The organism is Neobacillus niacini (assembly GCF_023715785.1).
Lineage (GTDB): Bacteria > Bacillota > Bacilli > Bacillales > Cytobacillaceae > Neobacillus > Neobacillus niacini_E.
This window is the reverse complement of record NZ_JAMBOX010000022.1, coordinates 22,430-38,208: the sequence shown is the minus strand read 5'-3', so window position 1 is coordinate 38,208 and position 15,779 is coordinate 22,430. Positions and strand designations below refer to the sequence as shown.

Below are 15,779 nucleotides of genomic sequence, written 5' to 3'. Positions count from 1 at the left end.
AGTACGTTTGATGATAAATTTAGAATATATATGGAAAATTTTAAAAAGTAACTTTTATATTAACTTTATGAAACTAATAATAGGGTAGGATTTTTTTAAAAAAATGAAGCAATCCAATTCTATTTGAATCGGACTGCTAGTTTAGCATGTTATTTGAGTTTTAAATTCAAATTTTCAAGCCACATTACTATTGACTTTCATTCACATTTCCTTCTGCCGGAATCGGATACTCTTTCAGCAACCGGGCAAAATGCAGTAAATTGTAAGCAGTTTTTTTTGCGTGTTGCATCGTAAAATCGTTCTCTCTCCCGTTTGCCTCAATAAAGGATGGACCAGGGCCCGCTTCCCCCACCCAATAGGTATCTACATTGGGAGGAATCGTAAACCCAATATGCGACAATGCGTAAATTAGGTAGCTTGAGACGTTTTTCGCACCGTCTTCATTCCCGGTAACAACCACTCCGCCCACTTTGTTATAGTAAATGTACTGGCCTTTTTCGTTTGTAAGGCTGCTTCCACCATACAATCTTTCTACAACCAAAGTGGCCAGGCTGCTCTGTTCGCCAAGCCAAATCGGCGAGCCAAGCAAAAGGATATCCGCCTGCTTCACTTTTTCAAAAATCTCTGGCCATTGATCCTTATCATTCACTGCCTCATGGGTAATTCCAAAGCCGATATTATAATCAGCCATCCTGAGCACTTCTGTCTCCGCTCTGTTTTCATCAAAAAATTTTACAATCTCGTTAATCAGCGCACGAGTATTGGATTGCTGCGTGCTGTCTTTCAAACTGCAATTTAAAACTAGCGCTTTAATGCTCATTGCTACATCTCCTTAGGTCATGGTCATAGTATTTCTTTACCCTGAGAATTTTTTATTAAACTAGAAATCCGGTTCGTTCGCGGTATAAAAGGCTGCTGCAACCGCATATGTAACGGCGTGACACCAAACTATGAAAGTGCCAAGTTCACGTCCCCCAATCGGTTACAAGTCATACATTTAATTAACTTCTAAATAGATTACTAATATGAAATAAAACATACAATCCTGCAAAAAGGTTACTCGAACAAATCCGCAATAGTCCTAAATAATATCTCTTCTTGAACAAAAGGGGGCAGTTTAGTTCAAGAAGGAATTACATAATATTCACAGAAATATAATGATATTATTGGAAGTTCGAGGGGGAATAACGGAATGTATATAGTAGTTGGTATTCTCGCTTTAGTATTCATTTTTATTTCATTAATTCAAACTTTATTAAACAGGAATTGGAAATTAATTTACACTGCATACGGTAATGTAGAATACTTTAAGATAATTGCCATATTAAAAACAGAAGGAATAAAGTTAAAAATTGAAACTCCATACAGAGGCATTGATAGCCGAAATACCCGATTTAAGGATAATACACAATATGATATTTATGTAAAAAAAGATGAAGAACATTTAGCTATTAAAGCGTTGCAAAAAAGATAGCAGACAAAAACTCCCCATATTCTTTCGGAGAGGATGAAATGAGAAGATTTAATGTTTCTGAGAAATTAAATCGTTTGAAAAATAAATAATTTCTAAAGAGCCGTTTCTCTATAAAGAGGACGGCTTTCATGGGAGTATGTGAAACAAGATACTTAAGCTAACGGGGCTTTAGTTTAATGAGTGCAGCTTCAATGTTTTCAAAAGTAAACGCCAAGTGGTTGACAATTCCTTCGCCTTCAACATGTCACCATAGACGAGTTCAATCTATGCACTTGGAGCTCTTGAAAGAATAATTCATTTCTTTGATCATAATTGTAGTTAGTATTGCTTGCCACATTCATGACCTTGAATCGATGAGAATTATTAATTTCAAATTAAATTTTATCAATTAACTTGTTCACTAACTCTCTTTCTTTAACAAATTCAGCAAGAATTTGTTGGTTGCGAGTAACAAGTTCGACTAAGTGGTTAATGGCGGTTGATTGTTGCAAAACTTTTTCATTTAATAAGTCTATCTGTTCTTTAATATCTTGTCTTTGCTTAGAAGCATCGCTTTCTAAATTTAGTAGCTGTTCAAGTAAGTCGTGATTATCCGCAGGTGTAACTGCATCTATATGAGATGTATATTCTGGAGAATCAATCAACCCGCGACTTTTTTGGAACTTCCAAATACTTGCATTAATATTAACTTCTTTGTTCACCTCAATTTCTCCTGAATCGAGCCATTGATATTTTAGCATGATGACATTATTTTCTAGAAATCGATCAAGGATTTGAAATTTTCCAGAGCCGTTCTCATGTATGGTTCCGTTGGCAAATTTTTTTGAAGGTTTAATTCCTACTTCCGGTTTATTCATCATTCTTTCACTCCTTATACATTCGATAGCAAGAGTTAAATTCCTCACTTTGCATGACAAACTTATCTATCACGTTCTTCTGCCGTTTGAAAGGAAAAGGTTAGAGTACGGGCAGGCGGTACATACCTTTAATAATTCATTCAATAGTTATTGTTTTTTTAATTAATAATTTTTAGTCAAAAGTGATTCAAAGATTCACCAAAAAAGGAAATATGGCATTTTTGTTGAGGAAGAATTTATAGTTGAATGACGGCTGCTTAAAACAACATGGAATAAAAAAGAGCCAAAAGTATGCAAGTTTTTATACTCTACTTGCGTATTTTTGGCTCTTCCTACTTTCATATGGATTTATTAATGGCCAATTGAGCCATGTATAGCTCGGCACGTACCATGTTGCCTTTATAAAAATGAAGGAGGGAAGAATTAAAGCTACCATATTCATATTGGTAGCTTTTTGTTATACTTTCTTTTGTTTCAATTTCTTCATTTTATGCAAAGTATGCTTTGTTCCCCATTCGTGCATGGCTTCTAAAATTGGTTCCAAGCTCCTTCCGTAGTCAGTAATAGAATATTCCACTTTGGGAGGAACTTGGGGATATACAACACGCTGAATAATATCCTCATCTTCTAATTCGCGTAATTGGTTAGTTAACATCTTTTGGGTAATTCCAGGCATACTACGTTTTAATTCACTGAATCTTTGAGTACCGTTCTTCAATAAATACAACAAAATAATGGGTTTCCATTTCCCAACTAAAATACCTAAAGCATCATCCACCCGGCATAATTCTGGCTCTTTTTCCATTCTTTATTCTCCTTTAGTATCCTTTTGTATACTATACCACTTTTAAGTGCGTACTTCCTGATTTAGTGATTATGAGCAATAATAACATTGTAAATAGAAAAAGAAAACAACTTTATATAAAAAGGTGGTTGACTAATATGGAAAAATATCGAATCGACCTAACTAAGGGTCTAGAATTTGGAATTTATACACTAGGAGACCATATACCCAATCCTCATGCAGGAGAGCGTATTTCAGCTCAACAAAGAATTCGGGAAATCATTGAATTAGCTAAGCTTGCCGAGCAAGCAGGTATTGATTTTTTTAGTGTAGGTGAAAGTCATCAGGAATATTTTACAACTCAGGCACATTCGGTTGTATTGGCAGCAATTGCTCAGGCGACAGAAAAAATTAAAATTGCAAGTTCTTCAACGATTATCAGTACATCGGATCCAGTGCGTGTATATGAGGATTTTGCGACCATTGATTTGATATCGAATGGACGTACCGAGATTATTGCCGGACGTGCTTCAAGGGTAGGCCTCTTTGAATTATTGGGCTATAGCCTTCGAGATTATGAAGAGTTATTCGAAGAAAAGTTTGAGTTATTATTGAAAATTAACAAAGAGGAAGTAGTCAATTGGAGCGGAAAATTTCGTGCTCCATTGAAAAATGCAAAGGTCATCCCACGTCCGCTTAACGGCTCCCTGCCGATTTGGCGTGCAGTGGGTGGACCACCTGCTAGTGCAATTAAGGCAGGATTGGCAGGTGTACCAATGTTTCTTGCTACTTTAGGTGGTCAAGCATCTACCTTCAAAATTTCTATAGATGCCTATCGTGAAGCAGCAAAACAGAGCGGATTTGAACCAACTGAGCTTCCAATTGCAACTGCTGGTTTCTTTTACGTAGCTGAAACAACACAGCAGGCTCAGAAAGAGTCATATCCCCACGTTAATCAGGGGTTACAACTAATAAACGGCCAAAGCTATCCAAAGCGTCAATTTGCCCAGGGAGTCGACCCACGAGATGTAATGAATATCGGTAGTCCGCAGCAAATTATTGAAAAAATACTTTATCAGTATGAACTATTTGGTCATCAACGTTATATTGCACAAATGGATTTTGGCGGTGTGCCTTTTGATAAATTAATGAAAAATATTGAACTCATCGGAACTGAAATTTTACCAACAATTAAGAAATACACAGCAAAAAAATAGGAGGAAGAGACAATGAAAGTTGTAGGATTATCCGGCTCAAAAGTCGGCTCAAAAACAAGAACGGCTATGAACTATACAGTCGAGGCACTTACTAAAAAATATCCTGATGCTGAAGTGACATTAATTGATTTAGCTGAGTATGAGGTGCAGTTCAGTGATGGTCGTAACTATAAGGAATATGAAGGCGATACAAAATATATAACACAGACAATAATGGAAGCAGAGGCCATTATCATTGGTACACCTGTTTTTCAGGCATCAATCCCGGCTACATTAAAAAATATATTTGATTTACTTCCTGTAAACGCATTTCGCGATAAAGTTGTCAGCATGCTTGTAACCGCTGGAACTCCTAAGCATTACTTAATAGCAGAACAACAATTAAAACCGATCTTGGCCTATATGAAAGCACAAATTGTTCAAACCTATGTATTTATTGAGGAAAAAGACTTTCATCGTAAAGAAATTGTAAATGATGATGTACTATTCCGAATAGACAGGTTAGTGGAGGATACCGTTTTGTTAACAGAAACATATACAGAAATTCGCAAGAAAAGAGAAGAAAAATATGATTTTTAACAAATGGATATGGCAATTCGTAAAGTAGTTTTGATGTCAATTGAGACAGAACACAGAGCACAGGGGGAAATGGTATGAACAAATTACATTCTCGTGATATACAGAAGGTTTGGACAGTTCAGGAAAGAAAAATAAGTGCAGTTCATCGTGCTGGAGCAGTCCTAGAACCAGGAAATTGGAAAGATTATGACCCGTTTTTATTGCTAATGGAAGATAAATTTGAAAAAGGGGCATTTGATATTCACCCACATCGTGGTATGGAGACAATCACATATGTAATAGACGGCACTATTAATCATTATGATAGTGTAACGGGGGAAGGTGGAAAACTCCAAAGTGGTGATTTTCAATTTATGACCGCAGGACGTGGCGTTGTTCATAATGAATCTCCAGGGGAAGGGGAAAGTGTACACCTCCTGCAGCTTTGGGTTAACCTTCCTCAGAAGTATAAAATGGTAGAGCCACGTTACCAAAACATTCATATAGAAGATGCCCCTATTCGTCACGAAGAAGGAGCACACATTCGAGTATATTCTGGTTCATCGGGTTCTGTAGTGTCAAACACTTTAAACTATGTACCAGTAACATTTGTAGAAATGAATATCGAAAATGGTGCATCAGTTATTCAAGACTTACCAGGCAACTATAATGGGTTTATATATGTTTTGGAAGGTAGTGGTTCTTTCGGAGGAAATAATGTCCAAGCAAAAAAAGGACAAGCATTATGGTTAGGTGCTGCAGGTTCAGAACCAAGTTTGATCCAAGTAACAGCAACCGATCAATTACGCTTAGTATTATTTGCTGGGGTTCCATTAAAAGAGCCTGTCGTTGCAAGAGGACCATTCGTAATGAATACAGAAGAAGAGATAGCACAGGCATATGCTGATTACCGAAATGGGAAATTTATAAGTCAATAAAGCTTTACACCTTGTGAATATTTGCACTTAAACTTCCCTTTAACACAACAAGGAATAAAATGAAGAGCCCAAAATATGTGAGTTTTCATGCATTACTCGCGTATTTTTGGCTCTTTTTACATTTAATAAAGATACTGCTACTTATAGAATATTTTTTTGCCCAATAAACTTACCCTTCAACCAATTCCAGCTTCTCGCCATTCGGACCTTGGAAAAAGGCGATTTTAACAGTACCGTTTAAAAGGCTTCGAGGTTCTTCATCTACCAATTTGACGCCTGCCTCTTTTAACCGAGCGAGTTCAGCTTCTATGTTTTCAACTGTAAACGCCAAGTGATTGACGATTCCTTCGCCTTCACCATGGCCGCCATAGACGAGTTCAACCTCTACACTTGGCTGCTCTGGAAAAAATAAAAACGCGAGCTCCACAGAATCATTTAACCGCTCTCTGTTTCTTAATTCCAAACCAAGGATGTTTTGATAGAACGCTAAAGACTCGTCCATATCTTTCACCACAATCCCCACATGTTCCATTTTCACAGCAGATTCCTCCTAACGGAATATTGTATGTATCAACCTATTATACAATTTTCACCCAACCCGTGTTAATTAAGAATACAAAAATTACCACAGTTTTCAAGGACTGTGGCGTGAGGTGAATTTTTTCTGTTCTAACAGGAAAAGAGGCAAGTCGTCATTCCTTTACGGGTTTTCCTGTACCCAAACAAGTGTTGCAGTCTTGGACATGCAAAGATTCGAAACCTGATGAAAAAAATCCTTTTCCTGAGCAATCAGGGCATTTTCCTCTTTGAATTCTTTTCTCTCGCCGTTTTTCTCTGCTAAAGAAGGCCAATAAAACCATGCTCACACCTCCAAACTTTCCCATTAGTATCCCCCAAAAAAAAGGGGAACATGTCTTTGACCAAGCCTCTTGAAGACAAAACGACCTAGGAAAGAGCGGAAACCGTCTTCTGTTTGTAATTATCTGGATAATCAAAGACAAAATCCCCCTGAGAAGAGGGGAAAATGTCTTTGAACAAGTCTCTAAAAGACAAAACGGCATAGGAAAGCGGCAAAACTGTCTTTTATTTGTAATTATCTGGATAATCAAAGACAAAATCCCCCGGAGAAGAGGAGGAAATGTCTTTGAACAAGTCTCTAAAAGACAAAATGGCATAGGAAAGAGGCGAAACTGTCTTTGATTTATAATTATTTGGATAACCAAAGACATGCTCAAAAGTGGTCGGTCAGGGACGGATTGTAAAAGCCCGATTGGATAAAGCTATTGGTTCTAAACGATCTCCTACCAATGTTCTTTGTACAGATGCTTAGCGAGTATTTATGACTAAGTCGTTTGAAGGCTGGATAAATCGATTTAATGGTGTGACAACAAAATACCTCGACCATTATTTGAGTTGGTTACAATTCTTAGACCAAATCAGCCTTCGAAATGACGACATACAGTTAACAAGATGATTGTTGAAAGTTGCCTGTTCTGACTGTGTGTTACTTATGATAAACTTGGTTTATCAGAATTTTCCGAATAGAGGACTTATAAGGAGGAGAAATGATTGAGTGAAAAATTAGTAAGAGTGGGTACAACTTATATTCCAGTTTCAAATGTAGAACTTTCTTCAGAATGGTATGTAAACAAATTGGGGGCTGAATTGAGTTATAAAGATGAAGATAAAGCAATCCTTAACCTTGCTAATCAAAGCATATTTCTTATAAAGTCTAATGAAAATCAAAGCTCCAATTTTTATGATATTCACGGCGAAGAACGTTTTTCGTTAACATTTGAAGTCAACGGGTTAAGTGCTTTAGAAGCGATACATAAAGATTTTATTGAAAAACAAATTAGAGTTGGAGAAATTGAAAACAGAGGACACCCAGGAAGAAACTTTGTTTTCTATGATATAAATGGAAATAAATTTGATGTTTGGAGCGAATTGAGTCCAATATTTAAAGAAAAATACTTAATTTCCCAATAGGCTATTTTTAACCGATATATCTAAAAAGAGGACTCAATAACTATTGAGTGCTCTTTTTATTATAAAAATTACCATTACCTTTAGCATAGCTTTATAAAAAATAGCACCGCAAAAGCGGTGCGGATCATAACAAATACATTACACGCAGTCTATTTACCAACCTTTGATTGCGCGGCTTCCTCCCGGATTTTCTTTGCATCTTCTTTCAGCAGGAACCCTTGTTTAATGACATCATTAGCAGCTTGGGTAACTGCCGATACATACGAGCCGTGGTTACGATAAAGGCTCTTTAATTTTTCCGCACTAAACGGTTCATGCGATCCAAACAGGTAGCAGAAACCTCCTCCACTATTCATACCCGTATTTGTCGCAGTTGGTACGGCATGCTGTGGCAAACGAATGCCACCAAGGGCATTTCCGTTACTGTCACGAGCAATGACAACAGGGGAAGTGGATTGGACTTTGATTCGTTCACCCTTTGGCGGCGCAATGCCATCTTCAATCCAGCGAACAAGGTGCTCATAAGCGGCATTGACAACATAGCCAGTCGGGACACGGCTTAATGCAGGTTTTTGGCAAACAGATATGTCCGCTACAGGGAGGTGATCACGAATCAGGATATTGGTACGGTAGTCCGAGCCGCCACCTACGTGAGACGCACCTGCCACTTCATAAGTGCGAAGCACATTGGAATCATCTTGCCGTGCTGCCACTTCCCCAAGCGTAATCAAATCATTTTCTGTATTGACCTTAATGACCTTCGTATCAAGATCAGTTCGCAGTTTATTGCCAGTTCCAAGGTACATCATGTAACCGTCAAAGATATTGGTCAGAGGATGGATCTTATTATAGTAACGCACAAGATAACTCTCGGATTGCGAGGCGCCTGCTGCAATCATCATCTCCGGCTTAAGATTGCCTAACGGATTCACTCCAACTGGATGGAGGACCGCTTGGGCTGCTTGCGAATAGATATCAAAAGCCAACCCGTCATCGACAACCTTGCCGCCATCGGTGACATCGAGTGATGCATACCGAACCGGACTCCATGCCCGTAAGCCGCTTGTTGGTTCACCTGCTTTATCCCCTTGGTGAACACCAACACGCTGTGCCGATACTCCGACATAGGCATATCCTTCCCTGAGGAAATGGTCATAGGATGACATCCACATCGCATCTAGATTGTATCCGCTCGTAACATTTAACCATTCCACAATGACTTTCCCATTAAACTTTTCCGGTGATGCCGGACGCCGAACCAACATACGTGATTTGTAAGGATGATCAGTGGAGATAGGATTGGCGATCTCATACGCTTGGGCGGTACTATAGCGTGCCGCTTTTCCTTCAAAAAAGAATTCCTCCTCTATGTACCCATACTTGTCTAAATCAATACTTGTCGCCAACTGCGGGTAATTGTGGGAAGGATCTCCCAATGGACTTGACGGGATCGGCCCGGTAACAACAGGATTGCTAACATTGGACGCAGTTGACTTCTCCTGAGGTGCAGGTTGATCGGCCATAGCTGAAGAGTACAAAGACAGGGTTAAGGTTAAAGCTGATAAAAGAATGAACGGTTTTTTAATAAATTTCATGCGTAACTGTCCCTCCTAAATATATTGGATGTAAAACAGACGGCTGTAACACTCCTTTCTTTAATAAGTTTTAGAAACACTAGTTTCTATATAATAGGATAGCAGTTGATATCAGAATATTTCCATAATTATCGTTAGTGATTTATTGACATTTCGTAAGGCGAAATGAATAAAGATTGTCTAACTTTGGAAAAATATAGATTTATTATTTTTGTTCTTTTTAATTAAGATGTCTTGGTCTTAATAAAGTAACCAACAATAGTAAAATAAAGCGGAGAGTTTCCGGTTAAATGCAGAATAGAGCTCGTTATTGGGAAAATAAAGGGAGGTTTTCCGGTTATGCAAAGCAAAATCCTTCAATTTTATATTTTTCGAGTCAATAGGCGGAATCTCTCCGTCTATATAAGCCTTTTTTTAATGAAAATTACCAATTAAGCAAATTTCTCCGTCTATCTTCAGCTCGGGTCCTCAGGGAAAAGTAGATAAGCAGAATAGTAAGAACGCGTAGGCACTAACACTGCCGTATTGGCATTGGCAGTTTTCGTCTTAATCGGATCATACTCTCATAATATATTGAAATTTTTAAAAAAATATTTCAATGATGCTTCTTCATTGCTATACTATTTATAGGTTTTCCAATTATCTGCAATTACCTCCATAATTCTACATTGTTTGCACTTTTATTCACTTCTGATTTTTATTCGTGTCATGCATTTTCTCTAGAGTCCTTCTCTCCGGCGGTTAAAATCCCTATCGGGAGGTGTTTTTCAAAAAACATCTCTATTTTCAATAAAATAGTACTGACCATAATCCACTTAAGTATGTTTTCCTCAACAAAAGACTCACTATTAATACTCTCGATTCTTAAGTATAACTTTTCCTATGATAGCTCTAATTCTTTTTTCAGGTATTGATAAAAATAATAAATTTGGGAGGATTTCATTATGGCTTCCATGATGGTTAATCGTGCTTGCCCTCAGTGTGGCGGTTTAGCAATTGATGAGGATTATTATAAGATTGGGGAGAGGTACATCTACTGTTATTGTTGCGGATACACTTATATTCGTGAACAATACTTTGATGAAGTGGAAAACAAGATAAAATTAAGGGTAGAAGAATCAAATGGTTACGGAATGTTCAGAATTGCAATGAAAGATGGTTCCAAGGATTTATTTAGTATCGATACCCCTATTACTGAAGAGTTAATAAATGAGTATAAAGAAAAATTAAAAAATAATAATGAGGTTGATTTGAATAAAAGCTATTTGGTTTCTTATTTTGACGGAAAATTCACCGTTTTGTTCGGTGAGGTACCAGAAATATATCTCATTTCATATGAGGAATATAAAAGGAAAGGATATCTTGATGTCATGCGAATCTAACGTGCTATTGTTAGTATTTTCCTTATCATTCCAGTATTTTGGCAAGTGATAGAAAGGATAAACGACTTAAAACAATAGCAAGGCATGGTAAAAAACATTATAATGAATTCATGGATGGTGAACAAAATGGAAAACAAAATATTAGATTTGTTAGAAAAAATGAATGATAGACAGGAAAGAATGGAAGAAAAACTAGAACGTATGGATGATAGACAGCATAACATGGAAGAACGATTTGCAGGAATGGAAGATAAATTAGAACAGATTGATAATAGACAGCATAACATGGAGGATCAACTAGGACGGATTGATGAAAGACAACATAACATGGAGGATCAACTAGGACGGATTGATGAAAGACAGCATAACATGGAGAATCAACTAGGACAGATTGATGAAAGACAACATAACATGGAAGATAAACTTGACCAGGTATTTGATACGGTTAAAAGAATCGAGGCTTCACAAAAAGATGACGTACTTAGTCTTCTAAAATTACAGAAAAAGAATCTTGATAACGAAGTGGATTATATTAACAATAGACTAACAAAAATGGACAAAAGAATATTCAACCTTGAAAAAAGAGTTGAAAATTAAACTTAAAAGATTTAACTAAGTGCCAGACACACCAGAAATTGGAATGTGCCTGGCACTTTTTTTATGGGCGAGTGTAGAGTGGAAGATTCCCTACACCATCTTGAACTGCTCACGACCCAAATGGAACGAATGTAGAATGCAAGTTGAGCCATGTGCGTTTCAAGATGAGCCGTATACCTATCCAGTCTGCTTCATGGATGAAACAATCCCGAACCAAGCAATACCAGAGAGTAACACATAGATTACTTCAAAGAATACAACAGAAAAAAATATAAAGTTACCCCTCAAATACGAAACCGCAAATAAAAACCGCAACTGCGCAAATAAAACTGTCATTTTCGCAAATAAAAGCAGCTTTTCCGCAAATAAACGATCATTTTCAGCAATAAAACCCCACCGAGTAACGAAACCGGCCCACATCTAAAAAAATTTTAACCCCCCTGTCCTTTTTGTGCCCAAATCGATAAATAGAAGGTGAAGCCGATGAGCCGATGGAAGGGTCAGCCCTTCAACCAGCACGAACCAGTCCATCGGCGATTGAAAAAGAGGAGGGTATTAGGGTGAGTAAATTATTAATCAACGAAAACCCGGTGATGATCATCCCATCACTGGCAGTAAAAATCGGCTTGCACGAAGCTGTGATTCTGCAGCAAATTCATTATTGGGTCCATGCGAGCAGGCATGTCATTCAAGGGCGGAAGTGGATTTACAACACGTATAAGGATTGGCAGGAACAGCTTCCATTCTGGTCTGAAAGTACCATTAAACGGACGATTCACTCGCTGGAGAAACAAGGATTGCTGCTATCCGGGAACTGGAATCGGTCGAAGATGGATAAGACCAAGTGGTATACCATCGATTACCAACAGTTGGAGGAACTGACAGAAGATAAGCCAATGACCCCATCAGAGGAACTACAACAAGCCGATCATGAGACCACCGCAACAGGAACAGAACCACCAAACCACACTCAGGTCGACTTATACGAGTGGTTGGATGACAACGAAGACGAGTCGATGCCACAGCAAGCAGCACCAGCACCAGCACCTGAGAAAACACCGGTTGCCGAAGTTATTCACTACCTGAATAAAAAGACAAATGCAGCCTACAAACCAAGCAGTCCGAAAACAAAGGAACTGATTCGGGCAAGGACAAGAGAAGGGTTTACACTGGAAGATTTCAAAGCGGTGATCGATTTAAAAACGGCGGAATGGCTGGAGGACCCGGTCATGTGCAAATACCTCCGGCCGGAAACGTTATTTGGTTCGAAATTCGAGGCCTACCGCAACCAAAAGTCATGGAAAAAAGAGCTAACCGAGGAGGATTTTGATTTAGATGAATAAGCGTGAAACGTTCGCATTATTGAAAATGATTTCGGTGTTCTATGACCAGTTTAGTTTCGATCAAGAGAAAGTGAACCTTTGGTATGATGCGGTGAAGGACCTTACGTTTGTTGACATGGAGGAGAATCTGTTAAAACACGTACGGCAATCGCCATTTCCACCTAAGGTATCCGAGCTTTACATAAAGCCCAGTGTACCAGGGGTTGTACCGGACCCCGATGAAACAAGGGTCATCACCACCCGTCATTATGTGCCGGCAACTAGCGAAGTAGTGCAAAAGGAACTGGCCAATATAAGAAAAGTATTAGGCATAGAAAGGGAGCAGCAGGATGGGACCATTTGAACCTTATAATCAGGAAGCGGAGGAAGCATTTGTCGGGTCCTTTTTCCTCGACGGTGAATTAGTAAAAGAGTGTAATGTTCTCCCGGAACAGCTATACATTCCGCATCTAAGACTTCTCTATGCCGGCATTCGGAGCCTGGTTGAAAACGGAATGCCTGTTGATTTGGTTACGTTACTTCATGAAATAGGGGTAGAGCAAATCCAGAACGCTGGCGGGATGAGCTACATCTCCCAATTAGCAGGCAGTGTGCCAAGTATAGCCCATTTTCACTCCTATGAAAAAATAGTCAAGGAGTACGATAAAAAACGAAAAACGATTGCAACCGGACAAAAAATAATCGACCAGGCAACCAGTGAGGATATTGCGAAAACCTTAAGTGACGGAATCCATGAGCTTATGACGATTAAAGAAGATCAGACTGACGATGACACGGGTGAGATCACCTCATCATTGGTCGAGTTATTTGTTGAGTGCGAGCAGGATCAGGGCGATTTTGTGGGAATCCCCTCCGGCTTTCATGATTTGGACAGGCTGACAGGAGGGTTTCTAGCCTCCGATTTGGTGATTATCGGGGCGCGGCCAAGTATGGGGAAGACGGCATTCGCGCTAAGTTTGGCACTTCAAGCGGCGGAAGAGGACGTGAGCCTGATTTTTTCATTGGAAATGTCGAAGAAACAGCTTGTCAAGCGAATGACCGGGAGTACTGGGCAAATCGACAGCCTCAAAATGCGGAATCCCCAAAAGTCGTTTGGTGACGAGGATTGGGAACAATTTGCCAATGGAATCGGCCAGCTATCACACCTGCAGCTCCATATCTTTGACCGGGCTGGAATGGATGTTGCGTATATCAGGTCGAAGGTCCGCAAAGCGCGCAGGGAATATGGAGAGAGTAGGCGGATGCTCGTGGTGATTGACTATTTGCAGCTCCTCGAGGGTGATCGAAAAACATACAGTAACCGCCAGGCAGAAATCAGTGAAATCAGCCGGGCACTCAAGACAATGGCGAGGGAACTGAACGTCACCGTTATCGCCCTTTCGCAGCTAAGTCGTGGTGTCGAAACCAGACATGACAAACACCCAATCCTTTCAGATCTCCGCGAAAGCGGGCAAATTGAACAGGATGCGGACCTGATCGCGTTTCTGTACCGCGACGATTATTATAATAGCGATTCGTCGAAGAAAAACAAGATGGAAATCATCCTTGCAAAACACCGCAATGGACCAACCGGGACGATTGAGCTTGGCTTTAACAAGCAATATGGGGCGTTCGTTAATCTCTAGGCACAAGCAGGAGCCTCAGAGGCTGCCGGAAGTTTATTAAAAAATAATGAAAAGGGAAGTGTGAAAGATGGGAAATGGTAGAGGAATCAATGTGGAAATTTGGGATCATCCAATTTTTAAAAAGATGAGTGTAGAAGAGAGGACTTTCTATCTTTACATGCTAACAAATAGTCAAACTACTAGTATCGGAATCTATCGTATTTCAAAAATACTAGCTGCTCTTGAACTGGGTGTTTCGATTGAGAGAGCCCAAGCATTACTGGACCGTTTCAGCTTGGAGTACGAGTTGATTCGATACAATCGCGAAACAAGAGAGGTCGCCATAAAGGACTGGGGGAAATTCGTGCTTCTAAATGGCGGAAAGCGGGTTATGGTTTCCCAGTTAAGCGAAGTAGAGGATCGCTCGCTGATTCCATATGTTTCAGCATCGATTGCGAATCCGAAAATACGCAGTCTTTATAATTCCTTTTGTAAGGAAGAGCAAGGAATCTCGTGATCAAGATGGAAAGGTGATGCGAAAACAATTAGCCGGCACGGCCCTCCTGACCGCAGCTGCCCTGTTCATGGTAAATCTTCCAGATGCGGAACAGACTGATTCGGGTGTCAACCAACAGCAGAAGAAAAGGGACAGTCATTCAGAAGTGGTTTTTATGCCAGAAGGCCAAGTCCCCGTCAGCTTCGTGGAAACGATCGATGGCGATACCATCAAAGTAATCGTAATGGGAAAAATCGAAACTGTGCGCTATTTGTTAGTCGGCACACCGGAATCGAAAAAGCCGGGCACGTGTGTCCAGCCCTATGCCAAGCAAGCGTTTGAACGGAATAACGAGCTGGTCCAGAGCGGCTTACTCACATTGGAAGTGGAGCAGGGAAATACGAGAGATGCTTACGGGCGGTTGCTGGCCTATGTCTATGTCGACGGGAAATCGGTTCAGGAGATGCTGTTACAAGAAGGTCTTGCACGTGTGGGATATATCATGAATCCTCCCTATAAATATCTGAAGCTATACAAAGACGATGAGAATTTGGCAAGACGGAGCCAAATAAACATATGGAGTCGGAGTGGGTTGGTGACAAACTGGGGGTTTGATGGGTTTGAATAGGATCTCGGGGAAGGACATCTACAGCATGTAGTTTGGTAATGCCAAAAGGACTTTTAAAGTGGAATTTTTCAGGAACTTGGTTAAGCTTTTTAACCAAGTTTTTTATATTTCAAAAAGGGAATACACCGACATTTCAAGGCTTTGGATTATAAATGGACAAATGTTGACCAAAAAGTGTCGAAACCGTTAATAATTTAAAAATAATGTTGAAATAGGATTTCCCTGCATCTTTATCCTTAAAAACGTGTGATTTGTGGTCTATAGTCCGCATAAACATAGAAACCTATTAAAAAGTCATTAATATTACAATAATTTTA

The 15,779-nt window shown here is 39.4% G+C and carries 18 protein-coding genes and 1 pseudogene; 13 read left to right on the top strand and 6 right to left on the bottom strand.

The features are described 5' to 3' along the window. Positions 1-187: 187 nt before the first annotated feature. Positions 188-820, bottom strand: coding sequence for a flavodoxin family protein (locus tag M3234_RS25785; protein ID WP_285858752.1), 633 nt, complete (start codon positions 818-820; stop codon positions 188-190). Positions 821-1,192: 372 nt separating this feature from the next. Between M3234_RS25785 and M3234_RS25780 the strand changes: the two genes are divergently transcribed. Then, positions 1,193-1,474, top strand: a complete 282-nt coding sequence (locus tag M3234_RS25780) for a hypothetical protein (protein WP_262307421.1) — start codon at positions 1,193-1,195, stop codon at positions 1,472-1,474. 374 nt (positions 1,475-1,848) lie between these two features. Here the strand turns inward: M3234_RS25780 and M3234_RS25775 are convergent, their stop codons facing one another. Both M3234_RS25775 and M3234_RS25770 read right to left on the bottom strand, forming a co-directional pair. Beyond that, on the bottom strand, positions 1,849-2,334 hold the full coding sequence (locus M3234_RS25775; protein WP_262307420.1) for a hypothetical protein: 486 nt from the start codon (positions 2,332-2,334) through the stop codon (positions 1,849-1,851). Between the two features lie 454 nt (positions 2,335-2,788). Then, positions 2,789-3,136 (bottom strand): winged helix-turn-helix transcriptional regulator, encoded by a 348-nt coding sequence (locus M3234_RS25770; RefSeq protein ID WP_262307419.1) that lies wholly within the window; start codon positions 3,134-3,136, stop codon positions 2,789-2,791. Positions 3,137-3,273: 137 nt separating this feature from the next. On the opposite strand from M3234_RS25770, the gene M3234_RS25765 reads away from it, so the two are divergent. The 3 genes from M3234_RS25765 to M3234_RS25755 all read left to right on the top strand — a co-directional run bounded on the left by M3234_RS25765 (position 3,274) and on the right by M3234_RS25755 (position 5,828). Then, complete coding sequence (locus tag M3234_RS25765) at positions 3,274-4,332, top strand: LLM class flavin-dependent oxidoreductase (protein ID WP_262307418.1); 1,059 nt, start codon at positions 3,274-3,276, stop codon at positions 4,330-4,332. Positions 4,333-4,344: 12 nt separating this feature from the next. Beyond that, a complete protein-coding gene (locus tag M3234_RS25760; protein ID WP_262307417.1) occupies positions 4,345-4,911 on the top strand; it encodes an NADPH-dependent FMN reductase in 567 nt (188 codons plus the stop codon). 74 nt (positions 4,912-4,985) lie between these two features. Further along, positions 4,986-5,828, top strand: coding sequence for a pirin family protein (locus tag M3234_RS25755; RefSeq protein ID WP_262307416.1), 843 nt, complete (start codon positions 4,986-4,988; stop codon positions 5,826-5,828). A gap of 169 nt (positions 5,829-5,997) precedes the next feature. On the opposite strand, the gene M3234_RS25750 is transcribed toward M3234_RS25755, so the two are convergent. Both M3234_RS25750 and M3234_RS25745 read right to left on the bottom strand, forming a co-directional pair. After that, positions 5,998-6,360 carry a VOC family protein gene (locus M3234_RS25750; protein ID WP_262307464.1) on the bottom strand — a complete coding sequence of 121 codons (363 nt, stop codon included), beginning with the start codon at positions 6,358-6,360 and terminating at the stop codon, positions 5,998-6,000. Positions 6,361-6,520: 160 nt separating this feature from the next. Further along, positions 6,521-6,712: a hypothetical protein gene (locus M3234_RS25745; protein WP_262307415.1), complete on the bottom strand. Its 192-nt coding sequence runs from the start codon at positions 6,710-6,712 to the stop codon at positions 6,521-6,523. Positions 6,713-7,053: 341 nt separating this feature from the next. Here M3234_RS25745 and M3234_RS25740 point away from each other — a divergent pair. Next, positions 7,054-7,325: pseudogene (locus tag M3234_RS25740) on the top strand (IS1595 family transposase); the annotation flags it as partial. 72 nt (positions 7,326-7,397) lie between these two features. After that, positions 7,398-7,817 (top strand): VOC family protein, encoded by a 420-nt coding sequence (locus M3234_RS25735; RefSeq protein ID WP_262307414.1) that lies wholly within the window; start codon positions 7,398-7,400, stop codon positions 7,815-7,817. Between the two features lie 149 nt (positions 7,818-7,966). Here the strand turns inward: M3234_RS25735 and M3234_RS25730 are convergent, their stop codons facing one another. Continuing rightward, positions 7,967-9,412, bottom strand: a complete 1,446-nt coding sequence (locus M3234_RS25730) for an alpha/beta hydrolase domain-containing protein (RefSeq protein WP_262307413.1) — start codon at positions 9,410-9,412, stop codon at positions 7,967-7,969. Positions 9,413-10,356: 944 nt separating this feature from the next. Here M3234_RS25730 and M3234_RS25725 point away from each other — a divergent pair. From M3234_RS25725 to M3234_RS25695, 7 genes are all read left to right on the top strand, one after another. Beyond that, positions 10,357-10,794, top strand: coding sequence for a hypothetical protein (locus M3234_RS25725; protein ID WP_262307412.1), 438 nt, complete (start codon positions 10,357-10,359; stop codon positions 10,792-10,794). Positions 10,795-10,920: 126 nt separating this feature from the next. After that, positions 10,921-11,391: a hypothetical protein gene (locus tag M3234_RS25720; protein ID WP_262307411.1), complete on the top strand. Its 471-nt coding sequence runs from the start codon at positions 10,921-10,923 to the stop codon at positions 11,389-11,391. A gap of 560 nt (positions 11,392-11,951) precedes the next feature. Further along, complete coding sequence (locus M3234_RS25715; RefSeq protein ID WP_262307410.1) at positions 11,952-12,734, top strand: conserved phage C-terminal domain-containing protein; 783 nt, start codon at positions 11,952-11,954, stop codon at positions 12,732-12,734. Further along, positions 12,727-13,077 carry a replicative helicase loader/inhibitor gene (locus M3234_RS25710; RefSeq protein ID WP_262307409.1) on the top strand — a complete coding sequence of 117 codons (351 nt, stop codon included), beginning with the start codon at positions 12,727-12,729 and terminating at the stop codon, positions 13,075-13,077. Before M3234_RS25715 ends, M3234_RS25710 begins: the two co-directional genes overlap by 8 nt. After that, positions 13,064-14,359 (top strand): replicative DNA helicase, encoded by a 1,296-nt coding sequence (dnaB, locus tag M3234_RS25705; protein WP_262307408.1) that lies wholly within the window; start codon positions 13,064-13,066, stop codon positions 14,357-14,359. The genes M3234_RS25710 and dnaB overlap by 14 nt, the downstream gene beginning before the upstream one ends. Before the next feature lie 67 nt (positions 14,360-14,426). Then, complete coding sequence (locus M3234_RS25700; RefSeq protein ID WP_262307407.1) at positions 14,427-14,855, top strand: hypothetical protein; 429 nt, start codon at positions 14,427-14,429, stop codon at positions 14,853-14,855. Positions 14,856-14,871: 16 nt separating this feature from the next. After that, the gene (locus M3234_RS25695; RefSeq protein WP_285858750.1) at positions 14,872-15,462 is read left to right on the top strand and encodes a thermonuclease family protein; all 591 of its coding nucleotides are present in this window, start codon (positions 14,872-14,874) and stop codon (positions 15,460-15,462) included. Positions 15,463-15,779: the final 317 nt, after the last annotated feature.

Excerpts from the sequence above, each read along its gene's own strand:
- M3234_RS25785 (WP_285858752.1), bottom strand. The coding sequence starts at position 820 with ATGAGCATTAAAGCGCTAGTTTTAAATTGCAGTTTGAAAGACAGCACG.
- M3234_RS25780 (WP_262307421.1), top strand. The coding sequence starts at position 1,193 with ATGTATATAGTAGTTGGTATTCTCGCTTTAGTATTCATTTTTATTTCA.
- M3234_RS25775 (WP_262307420.1), bottom strand. The coding sequence starts at position 2,334 with ATGATGAATAAACCGGAAGTAGGAATTAAACCTTCAAAAAAATTTGCC.
- M3234_RS25770 (WP_262307419.1), bottom strand. The coding sequence starts at position 3,136 with ATGGAAAAAGAGCCAGAATTATGCCGGGTGGATGATGCTTTAGGTATT.
- M3234_RS25765 (WP_262307418.1), top strand. The coding sequence starts at position 3,274 with ATGGAAAAATATCGAATCGACCTAACTAAGGGTCTAGAATTTGGAATT.
- M3234_RS25760 (WP_262307417.1), top strand. The coding sequence starts at position 4,345 with ATGAAAGTTGTAGGATTATCCGGCTCAAAAGTCGGCTCAAAAACAAGA.
- M3234_RS25755 (WP_262307416.1), top strand. The coding sequence starts at position 4,986 with ATGAACAAATTACATTCTCGTGATATACAGAAGGTTTGGACAGTTCAG.
- M3234_RS25750 (WP_262307464.1), bottom strand. The coding sequence starts at position 6,360 with ATGGAACATGTGGGGATTGTGGTGAAAGATATGGACGAGTCTTTAGCG.
- M3234_RS25745 (WP_262307415.1), bottom strand. The coding sequence starts at position 6,712 with ATGGGAAAGTTTGGAGGTGTGAGCATGGTTTTATTGGCCTTCTTTAGC.
- M3234_RS25730 (WP_262307413.1), bottom strand. The coding sequence starts at position 9,412 with ATGAAATTTATTAAAAAACCGTTCATTCTTTTATCAGCTTTAACCTTA.
- M3234_RS25725 (WP_262307412.1), top strand. The coding sequence starts at position 10,357 with ATGGCTTCCATGATGGTTAATCGTGCTTGCCCTCAGTGTGGCGGTTTA.
- M3234_RS25720 (WP_262307411.1), top strand. The coding sequence starts at position 10,921 with ATGGAAAACAAAATATTAGATTTGTTAGAAAAAATGAATGATAGACAG.
- M3234_RS25710 (WP_262307409.1), top strand. The coding sequence starts at position 12,727 with ATGAATAAGCGTGAAACGTTCGCATTATTGAAAATGATTTCGGTGTTC.
- dnaB (WP_262307408.1), top strand. The coding sequence starts at position 13,064 with ATGGGACCATTTGAACCTTATAATCAGGAAGCGGAGGAAGCATTTGTC.
- M3234_RS25700 (WP_262307407.1), top strand. The coding sequence starts at position 14,427 with ATGGGAAATGGTAGAGGAATCAATGTGGAAATTTGGGATCATCCAATT.
- M3234_RS25695 (WP_285858750.1), top strand. The coding sequence starts at position 14,872 with ATGCGAAAACAATTAGCCGGCACGGCCCTCCTGACCGCAGCTGCCCTG.